This window comes from Pseudophaeobacter sp. TrK17, assembly GCF_042192375.1.
Taxonomy (GTDB): domain Bacteria; phylum Pseudomonadota; class Alphaproteobacteria; order Rhodobacterales; family Rhodobacteraceae; genus Pseudophaeobacter.
On sequence record NZ_CP071703.1, the window covers coordinates 47,062 to 61,370 of the forward strand.

13 protein-coding genes and 2 pseudogenes are annotated in these 14,309 nt (G+C 57.2%); 8 read left to right on the forward strand and 7 right to left on the reverse strand.

Annotated features, from left to right (window positions below):
- Positions 1-12: 12 nt before the first annotated feature.
- Genes JZI28_RS22750 through JZI28_RS22775 form a run of 6 tightly spaced genes read right to left on the reverse strand, consistent with a single transcriptional unit; the run spans position 13 to position 4,640 of the window.
- Positions 13-339 carry a hypothetical protein gene (locus JZI28_RS22750; protein WP_295448971.1) on the reverse strand — a complete coding sequence of 109 codons (327 nt, stop codon included), beginning with the start codon at positions 337-339 and terminating at the stop codon, positions 13-15.
- Between the two features lie 2 nt (positions 340-341).
- Positions 342-728, reverse strand: a complete 387-nt coding sequence (locus tag JZI28_RS22755; protein ID WP_039965623.1) for a response regulator — start codon at positions 726-728, stop codon at positions 342-344.
- A gap of 32 nt (positions 729-760) precedes the next feature.
- Positions 761-1,627: a CheR family methyltransferase gene (locus JZI28_RS22760; protein WP_375700365.1), complete on the reverse strand. Its 867-nt coding sequence runs from the start codon at positions 1,625-1,627 to the stop codon at positions 761-763.
- Positions 1,627-2,106, reverse strand: a complete 480-nt coding sequence (locus JZI28_RS22765) for a chemotaxis protein CheW (RefSeq protein ID WP_281954533.1) — start codon at positions 2,104-2,106, stop codon at positions 1,627-1,629. The genes JZI28_RS22760 and JZI28_RS22765 overlap by 1 nt, the downstream gene beginning before the upstream one ends.
- Positions 2,096-4,264 carry a chemotaxis protein CheA gene (locus JZI28_RS22770; protein WP_297339112.1) on the reverse strand — a complete coding sequence of 723 codons (2,169 nt, stop codon included), beginning with the start codon at positions 4,262-4,264 and terminating at the stop codon, positions 2,096-2,098. Before JZI28_RS22770 ends, JZI28_RS22765 begins: the two co-directional genes overlap by 11 nt.
- A gap of 1 nt (position 4,265) precedes the next feature.
- Positions 4,266-4,640 (reverse strand): response regulator, encoded by a 375-nt coding sequence (locus tag JZI28_RS22775; RefSeq protein ID WP_009807715.1) that lies wholly within the window; start codon positions 4,638-4,640, stop codon positions 4,266-4,268.
- Positions 4,641-4,859: 219 nt separating this feature from the next.
- Here JZI28_RS22775 and JZI28_RS22780 point away from each other — a divergent pair.
- Positions 4,860-5,465: pseudogene (locus JZI28_RS22780) on the forward strand (IS481 family transposase); the annotation flags it as partial.
- A 234-nt stretch (positions 5,466-5,699) separates the two neighbouring features.
- On the opposite strand, the gene JZI28_RS22785 reads toward JZI28_RS22780, so the two are convergent.
- Complete coding sequence (locus JZI28_RS22785) at positions 5,700-6,956, reverse strand: IS110 family transposase (RefSeq protein ID WP_375698368.1); 1,257 nt, start codon at positions 6,954-6,956, stop codon at positions 5,700-5,702.
- Between the two features lie 137 nt (positions 6,957-7,093).
- Here JZI28_RS22785 and JZI28_RS22790 point away from each other — a divergent pair.
- From JZI28_RS22790 to modC, 7 genes and pseudogenes are all read left to right on the forward strand, one after another.
- Positions 7,094-7,459 (forward strand): annotated as a pseudogene (locus JZI28_RS22790) (integrase core domain-containing protein); the annotation flags it as partial.
- A 116-nt stretch (positions 7,460-7,575) separates the two neighbouring features.
- Positions 7,576-9,729, forward strand: a complete 2,154-nt coding sequence (locus JZI28_RS22795) for a methyl-accepting chemotaxis protein (protein WP_375700366.1) — start codon at positions 7,576-7,578, stop codon at positions 9,727-9,729.
- A gap of 147 nt (positions 9,730-9,876) precedes the next feature.
- Positions 9,877-10,818: a CheB methylesterase domain-containing protein gene (locus JZI28_RS22800; RefSeq protein WP_297339121.1), complete on the forward strand. Its 942-nt coding sequence runs from the start codon at positions 9,877-9,879 to the stop codon at positions 10,816-10,818.
- A 22-nt stretch (positions 10,819-10,840) separates the two neighbouring features.
- Positions 10,841-11,398: a chemotaxis protein CheD gene (locus JZI28_RS22805; protein ID WP_295448997.1), complete on the forward strand. Its 558-nt coding sequence runs from the start codon at positions 10,841-10,843 to the stop codon at positions 11,396-11,398.
- A 164-nt stretch (positions 11,399-11,562) separates the two neighbouring features.
- Positions 11,563-12,366: a molybdate ABC transporter substrate-binding protein gene (gene modA, locus JZI28_RS22810; RefSeq protein ID WP_375700367.1), complete on the forward strand. Its 804-nt coding sequence runs from the start codon at positions 11,563-11,565 to the stop codon at positions 12,364-12,366.
- 6 nt (positions 12,367-12,372) lie between these two features.
- Complete coding sequence (gene modB / locus JZI28_RS22815; protein WP_295449000.1) at positions 12,373-13,065, forward strand: molybdate ABC transporter permease subunit; 693 nt, start codon at positions 12,373-12,375, stop codon at positions 13,063-13,065.
- Positions 13,065-14,162, forward strand: coding sequence for a molybdenum ABC transporter ATP-binding protein (gene modC / locus JZI28_RS22820; protein ID WP_375700368.1), 1,098 nt, complete (start codon positions 13,065-13,067; stop codon positions 14,160-14,162). Before modB ends, modC begins: the two co-directional genes overlap by 1 nt.
- Positions 14,163-14,309: the final 147 nt, after the last annotated feature.

A 14,309-nucleotide genomic window follows, 5' to 3' on the forward strand; every position in this document is an offset into this window, starting at 1 on the left:
GTAGGTGACGCCTTAGTTGGCGACAAAGCTCCCGATTTCCCGCAGTCGGTCCCGCAGTTTTTGCAGCGTTACCGTTTCCGTGGCGGCCTGGATGTCAGCCTTGCCAGTATCCAGGATCTGTGTTTCCACCTTCTCAAAGAAACTGGCCATCCCCGCGAGGGTCTGCATTACCAAGTCAAAGTCCTGCAGAGATTGTGTCTCTTGCCGGGTTGGCTTGGTGCCACGGTCAAAGATATCATGGACCACATCTTCCAGGGTTTGCACCTTGGAGTACAGTTGCCGCATTTCGCGTGCTGAAATAGCGCTAAGGCCGGAAATAGTTTCGTGCTGCCCTTCCATGATTACAGCCGCCCGACGACCTGTTCGATCGCCTGCTTCATGGTGGCCACTGTAAACGGTTTGCGGATGATGTTGTTCAGCCCCAGTTTTTTACCGACTTCAATGATTTCCGGCGTTGGTTTGCCGGTGACAAGAATAAAGCCGAGCCGCTGCGTCACTTGATGGCCGCGGACCGCCTGGAGCAAGCCCAGACCATCCATGCCAGGCATGTTGTAGTCGGACAAAACCAGGTGAACCGGAGTTGTCGTCAGCTTTTGAAAAGCGGACTGCCCGTTGTTTTCCACCATATAATTCTTGATGCCGAGCTCGTCCAAACACTGGGTGATGATACCGCGGCTTGTGGACATGTCATCGACGACCATAACGCGTAGAGAGTCTTTTAGGCTCATGTGTTTTTCCTCGTGTTGCTCTTGCTGCTCATTTACTGAGCACTGCCTCCGGGGGGAGTGTTGATATAAGTTGTGATCCCAGATGTCGTCAGTTTTTCCTCGGCTGGCCCGGACATGCGTTCGGAGTGGCCGATGAACAGGTAACCGCCAGGGGTCAAACTACGTTGAAAGGCTTGCCAGACCTTCTGCTGGGTAGGTGTGTCAAAGTAGATGGCCACGTTGCGGCAGAAAATCGCATCGAACTTACCCTTGAAGGGGAAGGGTTCGATCAAATTCAACACCCCAAAGGTGATCATCGACCTGAGGTGTGCGGGCATGCGCCCGTCCGCCTCCATTTTTGGGACCAAGCTGCGATACTCGGCCGGGATCTGCCCAAGCTCCTCTTGAGGGTATTTTGCCGTTTTGGCAAATTGCACCACCTGAGGGTCGATATCCGTGCCCAGGATCTTGAAATCATAACGCCCAATATCGGGGCACATGTTATGAATGATCATCGCCATGGTGAAGGGCTCAGGCCCTTTGGAACAGCCCGCAGACCAGATCCGAACGCGTCCGCCATTGCGTGCTCTTTCGATCAGGCCAGGCAGCACATCCTTGCGCAGAGTTTCAAAATGATGCGGCTCCCGGAAAAAATGCGTGACATTGGTGGTCAGGAGCGACAGCAGCTTGCTGCGTTCCTCATTGCTATTTTTTCCATTCAGCCGTGCCAGGTAATCTTTGAAGTTCCCAGCATTCTGCTGCCGCAACTGTCGGGCAAGTCGGGCAGAAACCAAAGGTTTCTTGCTGCTCGACATTGCCAGCCCAAAATGCTTGTAGGCAAAATCAGCGATTGCCTCAAAGTCCTGATCCGTCAGGGTAAACCCATCTTGATTGGCTTCTATGGAGCCAGCCGCAATCATCAGAGCACCTGCTCGGGAACGGAGATCACTGCATCGAGATTGATGATCCGAACCATGGTGTCATCATGCGAGATGATACCTTGGATATATTCCATGGTGTTGCGGCTATCCACAGGCGGTGTTTCCTGGATCTCTTCCGGGTTGATCGAAATGATCTCGGACACGGATTCTGCCAGAAGACCAACGGGCTTGCCCGCAGAGGAGACCACGATCACAACATTGCGTTCGCTGGCTTCGGTTGTTTCCAGACCAAAGCGCGCCGACAGATCGTAGATCGGGATCACGGCACCACGCAGGTTCATCACGCCCAACACGTCCGAAGGCGCATGCGGCAGGATGGTGACTGGGGACCAGCGCCGGATTTCTCGGATCTGGGTGATTTTCAGGCAGAAGGCCTGCCCGGCGACGGTGAAGCTGACAAACTCGCTAAACTGAGCGTGCTTAACTTCTTGGTCGTTACTTTTTACTTCAGCTTGCATTGCTCATTCTCCGCTCGGTATCAAAGGCTCCCACCGCAGGCGAGGCTGCCAGGATGCTTTCTGGGTCAAGGATCATCGCGATCTTGCCGTCCCCCAGGATGGTTGCGGCTGCGACGCCCGCGATTTCTCCGCAGACACCATCCAGACTTTTGATGACGACCTGGCGTTGGTCGTGGATGTCATCCACAGCCAGGGCGCTGCGTTGTCCGGTTTCGGTTTCTACCAGAAGGTAAACGCCGGGGGGTTGGTCATTGTCTTCTTTGCGTAGGCCAAGGGCACCAGCGACGTCACAGATCGGAACAAAGCTGCCGCGGATTGATAGCAAGGTGCCATCCGAGCCCAGGTTGTTGATCATGTCGTCATTGCCACGCATGGTTTCGACAATCGAGGTAATCGGAACCACCATTGTCTGATCCGCGACAGACACAACCATACCATCCATAACCGCAAGGGTCAGGGGCAGTATGATGGTAAAGGTTGATCCCTTACCTGGATTGGAGGTGATATTGATCCGCCCACCAAGCCCGGTGACTGCATTCTTGACCACATCCATGCCGACCCCACGACCAGACAGGTTGGACACCTCCTTGGCAGTGGAAAAGCCAGGGGCGAACAGCAGGTTGTCGATTTCAGCATCCGACAGTTCGGCATTTTCGGGGATCAGGCCCTTTTCGATGGCGATCTGCTTAACACGGGGGCGATTTACCCCTGCGCCGTCATCTTTGACTTCGATACAAACCGATCCAGACCGGTGCGATGCCGTGAGGCGGATTTCACCAATCCGGTTCTTGTTGGCGCCTTCGCGGTCCTCTGGCTTTTCGATGCCGTGATCAACCGCATTTCGCAGAATATGCGTCAAAGGATCGGCCAAGCGTTCGATCACTGTCTTGTCGACTTCGGTATTTTCGCCTTCAGTCACCAGCTTACAGGTTTTCCCCGTGGCGCTGGAGGCTTCGCGAACAATCCGAGCCATCCGCTGGAACAACGGTTTGACAGGCTGTGCACGAATGGACATCACGCCTTCCTGGATATCACGGGCCAGGTTCTTAAAGCCCTCCAGTTCGGTTTCGACGTCCCGTACATCGGCCACATCGAGATTGGCAATTTGCTGTGCCAGCATCGAGTGGTTGATGATCAGTTCCCCAACAGCGTTGATAAGCCGGTCCACCCGCTCGAGATCCACGCGCAGTGTCGGATTAGGCCCACGCTGCTCAGACTTCGAATTCTCGGCTTTGGGGGCCGCAGGCTTGGCTCCGGACACGTCCGGTGTAGCCTCCGGTTTGGTCGCGGGGACCGGCTGTTCAAAAGGGGCTGCGGGGGTCTCTTCAACCATAGCTGTTTGCTCCACTACAGGCGTTGGGTCTGCTGGGGCACCGCCAAAAGCGGCCTCCAGTGCAGCAAGAGCTGCTGCATCAGCGTCAGCGTCCCCGGCACCCTCAATTGACAGTTCACAGAGGCCTTCGACAAATTCAAAGACGGCTTCCACTGTGGATCGTGCTTCGGTGGTGACAAGCGTCAGATTCCAGCTCAGATAGCTTTCTTCTGGGTCAATGCTGTCAAATCCGGGCAGCTCCATAACATCCAACTCGATGTTTAGCTCACCCATCTCTTTGAGAGCTTGGAACAGGAAAATCGGCTCATTGCCGGTGCTGTACATATCTTTGAGAGGACGGAAGTGGATCTGATAGGTCTCTTCGGTCGCAACCTGCGGAATGTCGATGGCGCCAATGTCCATCGGACCACCTAGCCCCATGGGCTCAAACGTCAGGTCTTCTTCCTCTTCAGGAATGTATTTATCCAGCGCTTCGATCAGCATGTTGTGATGCGCTTCGTCGGTCTCGCCGCCATCGCGGGCAACGGCAACCAGATTATACAGGTGATCGCAGGATCGCAGCAACAGCTGGATCAGCGGCTCATCAAGCTCCATCCGGTTGGCCCGGACTTCATCAAAAACAGTCTCAAATCTGTGGGCAAAAGCCACCAACTCGTCCAAGCCAAATGCGCCCGCGCCACCCTTAATCGAGTGAACTGCGCGGAATACGGCATTGACTACCTCTGGATCATGATTGCCTCCTTCGATGGCACTCAGACCCTCATCCGTTGCTTCAAGGAGTTCTTCGCACTCCTCAAAGAAGGTATCTTGAATGGATCCTGACATTTTATGCCGCAGCCCCGGTAACACGCTTCAGCGCGAAAATCAGGGAGGCGTCATCAAATGGTTTGGTGATCCAGCCAGTTGCACCTGCATTGCGGGCACGTGCCTTCATTTCCGGAGCACTTTCCGTGGTGAGTACCAGGATCGGAACTTTGGAATTAATATCGGTGCCGCGCAGTTCTTCGATCACACCAAAACCGTCAAGGTTGGGCATGTTGATATCGGTGATGACGACGTCAGGAGCGACATCATCATACATGTCGACGCCTTCCCGGCCGTCCACTGCACTTACGTACTCAAAACCAGCCTCTTCCAGGGTGGCTGCAAGCAGATTCCGGATGGTGCGGGAATCATCGATTGCCAATACTTTGGTTTTCATGCTGTTACCTCGTCTTCAAATCGGTTGGGCTCAAGACCCAAGAGCGTCAGGGACTTGCGGCAGGAATCGTTAATATGGGTTACCGCGAACCCCAGTTCTTCGGAGCGCCATTGTTGTTCGGCACTAAGTGTTCCGTCCCGGATGATCACATTGATCCTCGCCAATTGGCGCTTTTTATGGCACGCTCGCTGCTGAGGGAGATCCGAGACGGAGGCACAGATGCTTGTTCGACTGCATAGCGAGGCGACGACCACCCCGAAAATCCGCGCCGAGATCCAGGCCAGCAATGAGGCTGCATGGGTTCTGGCTGACCGACACGGGATTTCGGAGCAGACGGTGTATAAGTGGCGTCACCGTGACAGCGTGGAGGACAAAAGCCACACGCCACATCGCCTTCAGACAACCCTGACACCTGCGCAAGAGGCCGTGGCAGTATCTCTGCGCCAGACGCTGCTGCTTCCCCTGGATGATCTTCTGGCGGTGGTGCGGGAGTTTTTGAACCCAAATGTATCTCGCTCGGGGCTGGATCGTTGCTTGCGTCGGCACGGGGTGAGCAACCTGCGTGAGCTGAAGGGCAAGGCCCCCAAGCCCAAGCACAGCACCTTCAAGGCTTACGAGCCAGGCTATATCCACATCGACGTCAAATACCTGCCTCAGATGCAGGACGAGACCAAGCGTCGTTACCTCTTCGTCGCCATCGACCGTGCCACACGGTGGGTCTTCATCCGTATTTTCTCAGCAAAATCTGCAGCTAACGCCAGGCGCTTCCTCCGGGATCTGGAGCGCGCCTGTCCTCTCAAGATCCGCACAATCCTGACAGACAACGTCCTATGTTGGGAAGATCTGGCTGCTTAGGTCAGCAGGTCATGGGGCATCCGGAGTTCCGGATGCCCTGTTAATGTTGCCCAGACGGGCTCTGCCGTCAAGAAATGATCTCTTCCATAGCAAACACAGGGTACGCGCACTGGCGGCCCTCACCGTCCTCAATACGAGATCCCAAATCCCAAGCAGAAGGCCCGAACATTATCTACGAGGTCAGCAAGCTGCCTCCACGGCTCGTCAGAGAGAGGTCCTTCCGCCTGGGCTCACCCCCTCGAAGAAGGGGCGATAGGGTTCGCCGTGATTGACCACAGCGTGTACGGTGCGCGCCATCTTGGCCGCGATCGCGGTGTAGGCCTTGCGGCGCAGATGGGCATTGTGTCGATCCTTGGAGATGTAGCGTTCGAACTTGTCCCGGAAGCTGTTCGTCCGCTTGAGAACAGCGGTCTGGCCAGCCATCCAGAGCGTCCGCCGAAGCCGAGCATTGCCATACTTCGAGATACGGCTCTGACCGCGAAACATGCCTGATTGGACGGTGGCGAGGTCCATGCCGCAGAACTTTAGGAACTGGCGATGATGGCGGAAACGGCGCAGGTCGCCGGCCTCCGCGAGGATTGTCATGGCGTTGATTGGACCAATGCCGGGAATGGTGGTCAGCAGCTGATAATCAGGCAGGTCCGACAACAACTCGACGGCCCGTGCCTCAATCGCATCGCGCTGCCGGACGAGGCCGCGCCCCTCTGCAAGAACGAGGCGGAACATGCGCACCGCGTCAGAATCTGCCTGAACTGGCAAGCCGACCGAAGCGGCCGCAGTGGCGTAAATATCTGAAAGTAATTGTTCTTTGGAAACCTTCCGGCCGACGACATCCCAGGCATCGGAGATGAAGGCGTCCCGGTCCATGGCGGAGATCATATGTGGTGATGGGTACTTCTCGAGGAACGCAAGGAACCAATCCGTCCGCGAGCTTCGGTGGAATCGTTCGGCCTCGGGAAAATACAGTGGCAGGTAGTGGGTGAGAATGCGGTGCCACAGCTCGGTCTTCGATCGGGAGACGATCTCGTGCGTCTTCGAGAGTTCCTGGATGTCGATGGTCCCGACCACCATCGGATCATGAAAGAATTGCACCGCGCCGATCTCCAGCATGTGAAGGATGACCTGGGCGTCCTTGGGATCATTCTTGTCCCAACTGTTGTGCAGGGCTTCCCGCGTGCGAGCCAGACCAACCGAGGAGACCAACTTCAGCTCGAACCCGGCCTGCCCGAGATGGTGCGCCAACGCGCGGTGGTAGTTGCCGGTCGCTTCAAACCCAATCCGTACCGGCAGGTCGTAGCTGGCAAGGGATGCAGACAGACGCTGGAAGTCGTCAAGCGTGTTCAGGATCGTCAATCGGCGACGGCGCTTCTTGCCAGGGATGGCGATCAGCACCTCATGGCGATGCTTAGAAATATCGATGGCGACCAGCAAGGTCGAAGAGTTAGTATCGGTGGCGGTCATAGCCGGTCTCCTCAGCAGTGTGGTTATGCAAAACCACTGTTGAGACCTGAGACCGGTTATGGCCACACGCTTCGCTATTTGGGGGCTGCGCGCGTGGCCATAACCTCAAAAATCAGCGCTGCTTCCCGACGTGCTACGGTAAGGAGTTCACGGACCGCTTGTTCGGAATGCGTAAGCGCTCTGCGACAGGGAAGCACGAGTTTGACAAGCTTTGCGCCGAGCTGGGCATCGAGCATCGCCTGACCCCACCGAAGTCGCCGCAAACCAATGGTATGGTCGAACGGTTCAACGGACGCATCGAGGATGTCTTGCAAGGCCACCATTTCAAATCAGGCGAAGATCTCGAACAGACCCTCGAGCGCTACGTATGGCTTTACAACCAACAGCTACCACAATCAGTCTTGGGCAGCAAAACGCCCTTGCAGGCCATGAAAGACTGGTACAAACTCAAACCAGAGCTGTTCAAGAAAATTCCTTACCAGCTTACGGGACGTGACAAGTAAGTACGATCAACTTTCAGAAAAGCGCGTTCCATCAAGCGGAACACCAGTTCGAATCTCTGATTGCCGGTCGTAAAACCGCTTTTCAGTCGCTCCTGAGGGGCGTCAATGCAGATTTGATGACACTGGCAAGCATGCCTTCGACAGCCACAGCGATCCAGCGGCTGTCCGCAGCCTGGAGCAACCTCGGCGCTGATGCGGCCGATATCGCGCGCAAGACCTATATCACCGAGAATCCTTTTCCTGCAGGTGAGCGGCATAATCTGGATCGGGGTAAGCAAACGATTCCCTACAACATCCATCACTCCAAGTTTCACCCGTCATTTCGGACACTGCTGACGGCAAAAGGCTATTATGATGCCTTCCTGGTCAGCATGCCTGGCGATGTGATCTACTCAGTTTTCAAAGAAGATGACTATGGCACCAACCTGATGAACGGCGCCTATAAGGATAGTGATCTGGGCGTTTTGTTCCGCAAAGCCCTAGAGGCTGAGGCTGGCGAGGTCATTTTTTCCGATATCGCCCGCTTCGCAGCAAGTGACAACGTACCTGCTGCTTTTGCTGCCACCAAGATTGTCGTGCCTTCGGGCCAAACAGTGGGCGTCCTTATTCTGCAGATTCCTGTAGGCATGATCAACGTGATCATGAACGATGATCAGGGCATCCAAGAATCCGTGGACATCTTTTTGGCAGGTCCTGACCTTACCGCGCGATCGCATTCACGGTTTGAAGACGGTCATTCGACTCTGGACCAGCTGCCCGCCAGTGACTACCTGACACAGGCCCTCGCAGGTAACAGCCGCTTTACCACCGAGGCAACCGGATTGCGGGGACAGCCCGTCGCCGCCTACGCCGAAGCGATCCCATTGAAAAGTGGGACCTGGGTTATTGCCATCGAACAGGACCGCGCAGAGCTGATGGCGCCAGTGATCCGGGATCGAAACATCCTTCTCATGGTTTCGCTTGCCGGAGCTGCTGTGATGTCCTTCCTTGGCTGGCTGTTCGCCGGGACGATTACCCGCCCTCTGGACAGGATCTGTCAAAGCATGGATGCAGTCTCTTCCGGCAACCTGGATACCGATGTGCCCGAGGCCGAGCGGGGCGACGAGATCGGCAAGATCGGCAAAACTCTGGTGTCGATGCAGGAAGACTTGCAACAGGCCAGGATCGCCGAAGAGCAACGGGCTGCGCTGCAGCAGGAACAACAGGTTGTTGTTGAGAACCTGAGCGCCGGGCTTGTGCGACTATCCGAAGGCGATTTCTCCGTATCGATTGATCAAGCCTTCTCGGGCGAGCATGAAAAATTGCGCCTGAACTACAATCAGACAATCGAAACCCTCAGCGGAACCGTGTCGCAGGTGATTAACGCCTCCAGTTCCATTCGAAATGGAGCGACCGAAATCAGCCGTGCCTCGGATGATCTGTCCAACCGGACCGAAAGCCAGGCCGCAACTCTGGAAGAAACAGCCGCTGCTTTGGATGAGCTGACCGCAAGCGTAAAATCCGCCGCAGATGGCGCACGTAGCGTTGAGGCAACCATGGGCGACGCCAAGCTAGAGGCCGAAAACACTGGTGAGGTTGTGCAAAGCGCGGTTTCAGCGATGACCGAAATCGAAGAAAGCTCGAACCAAATTGGCCAGATCATTTCGGTGATTGACGATATCGCGTTCCAGACCAACCTGCTTGCCCTTAACGCCGGGGTAGAAGCAGCCCGTGCCGGCGAAGCAGGCAAAGGCTTTGCGGTTGTGGCTTCGGAGGTCCGGGCGCTGGCGCAGCGGTCCTCTGATGCGGCGATGGAGATCAAGACCTTGATCAGTGACAGTTCCAAACAGGTTGAGCGCGGCGTTGATCTGGTGGGCAAAGCAGGCGAGGCGCTGAATAATATCGTCGAGCGTGTCAGCCATATCTCGCAGCTGGTTTCTGGTATTGCCGAGGGTGCAGTGGAACAGTCCACTGGCCTCAACGAGATCAACACCGGCGTGACGCAACTGGATCAGGTGACACAACAGAATGCAGCCATGGTCGAACAAGCGACTGCGGCGGGCCATCTGCTGAGCTCAGATTCAACACAACTGGCGCAGCTGGTGTCCGGGTTTAGCATCAAGGGCGGCGCAACCGTCACCCCAATGCAGGCAGCCCCGTCAGCAGAGGCTCCACTCCCCTCAGCCCATGGAGACGAGGACTGGAATCTGGATGAGGTGATGCCTGCATCATCCAGCCTGACAGCACAGGCTGATGGAAACGCCGCAAAGGATCTGTGGCAAGATTTTTAAGTAACCATTCTCGGGGCTTCAATTGCCCCGAGACGACCGTAACTTCGGTTTTTTTACCGATCAGCCTGACTGGGTGACACATTGCCGTCTCAGAACTTATTGATCATTACAACTGACCGGGCCTTTGCCCGCTCGATCCAAAGCCATATGGAAGCCACCTATCCAGGGATGAAGGTGCTTTTGGCCAACAACCTGATGATGGCCTACAATCAGGCCGAGGCAGCACAGCCGGTTTTTGCCTTCGTTGAAGATGGCTTTACCAAACTGCCTGAATTCGAAATGATGCTGGCGCTCTTTTCGGCGCTGGACACCCGTTGGGTTGCGGTTATGGACAGTGCCGGGGCAACACCAGCGCGCACATCCTCTCCCTTGCTGAACGTGGGTGCCGGGATTTTTGAACTGACAAAAACGGATACTCCGCAACAGTTCTCCCAATATTTTGACATGATGGTCAAGGCGCCAAGGCGAGACCAAAGCGGCGCCGGCAAGCGCAGCGGTGGGGCAAATGCCGCCGCGACAGACTTTAAAAAGATCATTCTGATCGGCTCTTCCACAGGCGGGGTCGAGGCCTTGCGGAGCGTTCTGGTTGGCTTTCCCGCTCTATGTCCGCCAACCTTGATTGTGCAGCATACGGGCAAGAACTTTGGCCAGGGATTGGTTTCCCTTCTGGACCGCATTTGCGCCGCCAAGGTGGTTCCTGCAGAGGACAACATGAAGCTGGAGCCTGGCCATGTCTATATCGCCGCAGGCCAACGCCGCCATATGGGTATGACTCAGCGTAAACCAATGCGGGCTCGACTCAAAGAAGGTCCACCAATTTCGGGTCATATCCCTTCTGTTGACGCCTTGTTCACCTCTGCCGTGCCATATGGGAAGGAGGTGGTTGCAACCATCTTGACCGGCATGGGCCAGGACGGGGCCAAGGGACTTTTGGCCCTGCGCAACGCAGGGGCAACCACATTTGCTCAGGATGAGAAATCCTCAGTCGTCTATGGAATGCCGCGTGTCGCCTGGGAAACCGGTGCCGCAGAGAAACAAGTTTCCCTAGCCCGGATGGCTGGGACCCTTTTACAGGCTGCGAAAGCCTGAGTTAGTTGATAAGGAGTGTACTGTGACAACAGTTTTTGCGAATACTACCTCGGTCACGGTGCTTCAGGGCGAGTACCGGGTCTCTACAGATCCCAAAGTAATGTTCTCTACGGTTCTTGGTTCCTGTATTGCGGCCTGCATATATGATGCAGAAAACGGTGTCGGGGGAATGAACCACTTCCTGCTGGCCAATGCCAATGGTGGCGACGTCAGCGCCCGCTACGGCATCCACGCAATGGAGCTACTGATCAACGGTATCATGAAGAAGGGGGCCCAACGCAGAAACCTGAAAGCCAAGGTTTTTGGCGGGGCAAAAATGTCGGCGAACCTGTCTGATATTGGCGCCTCGAATGCGAGTTTTGTACAGAAGTTTCTCTATGACGAAGGCATTCCGGTCATCTCCTCCAGTGTCGGCGGCACCTCTGCCCGGCGTGTGCGCTTTCATGCGGTTTCCGGCAGTGCCCAACAAACCCGCGTCGAGAATGACAGACGTTTGGGCGAACAGGAACTGGCCGCTGCCCGTCCGGCACCAAAGCCGGCTCCGGCCGCAGCCGATCCAGGTGGTCTCACCCTGTTTTGATGACGCAGCAAGAATTTTACAAAGCCAACCCCGTGACTGATCGGGGTTGGCTTTTGCCTGCGTGACGCCCTATTTCGCCGCCCCAAGCGCTGGGTAGCCCACCTCAGCCGGTGCATATTTGACTTGCCCAGTCGCGGTCCCAGAGCTACCCAAAAGGAACGTAGTTGTCACAGGCCGGGGGAGGCTCTGATATCACATCCCGCATCCGATGTTTTCTGTCAGCGCTGATCTGTGCAGGCACTGTGGGGTTTGCCACCGCTGCAGCTGCGGCGGACGTAACCGTTTTTGCAGCAGCGAGCCTGAAAAACGCATTGGATGAAATCTCCACCACATTCGAAGCAGAAACCGGCCACAGCGTGTCGCTGTCCCTGGCCGGATCATCACTGTTGGCACGTCAGATCGCGCTTGGAGCGCCGGCGGATATCTATCTGCCTGCCAACGCCGCGTGGATGGATTATCTCGAGAGCGAGAACCGCCTGGTTTCCGGCAGTCGCCGGGATCTTCTCAGCAATAGGCTTGTCCTGGTCGCGCCCACAGAAAGCACAGCTGCCCTTGCCGGTTTTGACGATCCCGCGCTTTTTGACCACCTGGGCCAAGGCAAACTGGCCATGGCCATGGTCGAGTCAGTGCCCGCAGGGATCTACGGGAAATCTGCCCTGCAATCGCTGGGGCTGTGGCAGGATCTGGCACCGCATATTGCCCAGACCGACAATGTCCGCGCGGCGCTGGCGCTGGTTGCCGCTGGCGCAGCCCCGCTGGGCGTGGTTTATGCCAGCGACGCCCAGGCAGAACCGCGGGTCAGGGTGCTGGCTGAGTTCCCCGCCCGGTCCCATGCGCCAATCCGCTATCCGCTGGCGCTGGTTCAGGGGGCAGGTGGCCCCGCTGTGGAGGCTCTCTTTCACTACCTTCAAGACGCCAGGGCACGAGATGCCTTTTTGTCTGCCGGCTTTGATGTGATTGCGGAGTAGCGGCGCATGAGCTGGCTTGGGCCCGAAGAATGGCAGGCCGTGGCGCTGTCTCTGAAAGTGTCGATCTGGGCCAGCCTGCTGACCCTGCCCTTTGGCATCTTTACCGCCTATGCGCTGGCCCGGTGGCAGTTTCCCGGAAAGCAATTGGTCAACGGGCTGGTACATTTACCGCTGATCCTGCCGCCGGTCGTCACCGGCTATCTATTGCTGCTCACCTTTGGGCCTCAGGCCGGAATGGGCAGCTTTCTGCAACAGTTTGGCATTTCTTTTGCCTTTCGCTGGACCGGAGCCGCCCTGGCGGCAGCGATCATGGGGTTTCCCCTGATGGTGCGGGCCATTCGCCTGTCCATTGAAGCGGTGGATCCGAAACTGGAACAGGCCGCCGCGACGCTTGGGGCCAATCCATTGTGGGTCTTTGTCACTGTCACCCTGCCGCTGATCCTGCCAGGGGTCATCGCTGGCGCCATACTCGCCTTTGCCAAGGCAATGGGGGAGTTTGGCGCAACGATTACCTTTGTATCCAATATTCCGGGGCAGACCCAGACACTTCCCTCGGCGATCTACGCCTTTTTGCAGGTCCCCGGCGGCGAAAGCGCCGCGCTGCGGCTGGTGGTGATCTCAGTGGGTGTTGCCATGGCTGCCTTGATCCTCTCGGAGGTTTTGGCCCGCCGCGCCGCCCGCCGGTTGGGAGGCCTGTGATGCTGAAGGTCTCGCTGTGTCAGCCTCTTGGTCAGTTTACCCTTGATCTGTCTTTTGAGGCCCCGGCTGGCGTAACCGTTTTGTTTGGCGGCTCAGGCGCGGGAAAAACCACGGTGATCAACGCGGTGGCTGGGTTGATACGCCCCAAAACCGGGCGTGTGGCGCTAAATGACAGGCTGCTGTTTGATCTGGAACAGGGGGTCTGGCTGCCGCCACACCGCCGCCGTTTGGGGTATATCTTCCAAGAGGCGCGCCTGTTCCCACATCTGACTGTGCGCCAAAATCTGCTGTTTGGTCGCTGGTTTGCCCCCCGTGGCGCCGCCCGGGAAGATTTTGACCGGATCGTCGCCATGCTGGGTATTGGGGCCTTGTTGCAGCGCCATCCGGTCGCGCTGTCAGGCGGTGAAAAGCAACGGGTCGCCATTGGTCGCGCCCTGTTGTCCAGCCCCGACCTGATCCTGGCAGATGAGCCACTTGCCGCACTGGACGAGGCCCGCAAAGAAGAGATCCTGCCCTATTTTGAGCGACTGCGGGATGAGGTGAAGATCCCTATGCTCTATGTCAGCCACTCTGCCGCAGAGGTGGCACGGCTGGCCACATCCGTGGTGGTTCTAAAAGACGGACAGGTGCAGCGTCAGGGCAGCGCGGCTGAGGTTCTGGGCGATGACCGGGTCATGCCCACCGGGGTGCGTGCCGCTGGCGCCCTGCTGGAGGCGAGAGTGCTGCGCCACCACCCGGATGGGCTCAGCGAGCTGGATGCCGGCGGGTTGTCCTTGTTCTTGCCGCAGGTGCAACAGGCGCCCGGCAGCCTGTTGCGGGTGCGTATCCTGGCGCAGGACGTGATCCTGTCCCGGCAGCGGCCCGAAGGGCTGTCAGCGTTGAATATCCTGCCCGCCGAGGTGGAACAGATCCGCAGCGGCAGCGGTCCTGGCGCCATGGTGTCGCTCAACACCGATGCCGGACGGCTGCTGGCCCGGATCACCCGGCGCTCGGCACAGGCACTTGAACTCTCCCCCGGTGCGGCCTGTTACGCTGTAATCAAATCGGTGGCTATTGCCCGCAGCGATGTGGGTGGCGCCGCAGCGGCGGACCGCTAAGCGGCAAAAAGGCCGGACCTACAGCCCGGCCTTTTGTCAATGTCTTCGCAGACCAACGCCTAAGGCGCGTTACTGCAGCTGCGCCCAGAACAGCTCCAGATGGCGGGCAACGATTTCTTCAAACCGACCTTCCTTCTTGAGCGCCTT

Bases quoted from the DNA above. Each gene is read 5' to 3' on its own strand.
- JZI28_RS22750 (WP_295448971.1), bottom strand. From the start codon at position 339: ATGGAAGGGCAGCACGAAACTATTTCCGGCCTTAGCGCTATTTCAGCA.
- JZI28_RS22755 (WP_039965623.1), bottom strand. From the start codon at position 728: ATGAGCCTAAAAGACTCTCTACGCGTTATGGTCGTCGATGACATGTCC.
- JZI28_RS22760 (WP_375700365.1), bottom strand. From the start codon at position 1,627: ATGATTGCGGCTGGCTCCATAGAAGCCAATCAAGATGGGTTTACCCTG.
- JZI28_RS22765 (WP_281954533.1), bottom strand. From the start codon at position 2,106: ATGCAAGCTGAAGTAAAAAGTAACGACCAAGAAGTTAAGCACGCTCAG.
- JZI28_RS22770 (WP_297339112.1), bottom strand. From the start codon at position 4,264: ATGTCAGGATCCATTCAAGATACCTTCTTTGAGGAGTGCGAAGAACTC.
- JZI28_RS22775 (WP_009807715.1), bottom strand. From the start codon at position 4,640: ATGAAAACCAAAGTATTGGCAATCGATGATTCCCGCACCATCCGGAAT.
- JZI28_RS22785 (WP_375698368.1), bottom strand. From the start codon at position 6,956: ATGACCGCCACCGATACTAACTCTTCGACCTTGCTGGTCGCCATCGAT.
- JZI28_RS22795 (WP_375700366.1), top strand. From the start codon at position 7,576: ATGACACTGGCAAGCATGCCTTCGACAGCCACAGCGATCCAGCGGCTG.
- JZI28_RS22800 (WP_297339121.1), top strand. From the start codon at position 9,877: ATGGAAGCCACCTATCCAGGGATGAAGGTGCTTTTGGCCAACAACCTG.
- modB (WP_295449000.1), top strand. From the start codon at position 12,373: ATGAGCTGGCTTGGGCCCGAAGAATGGCAGGCCGTGGCGCTGTCTCTG.
- modC (WP_375700368.1), top strand. From the start codon at position 13,065: ATGCTGAAGGTCTCGCTGTGTCAGCCTCTTGGTCAGTTTACCCTTGAT.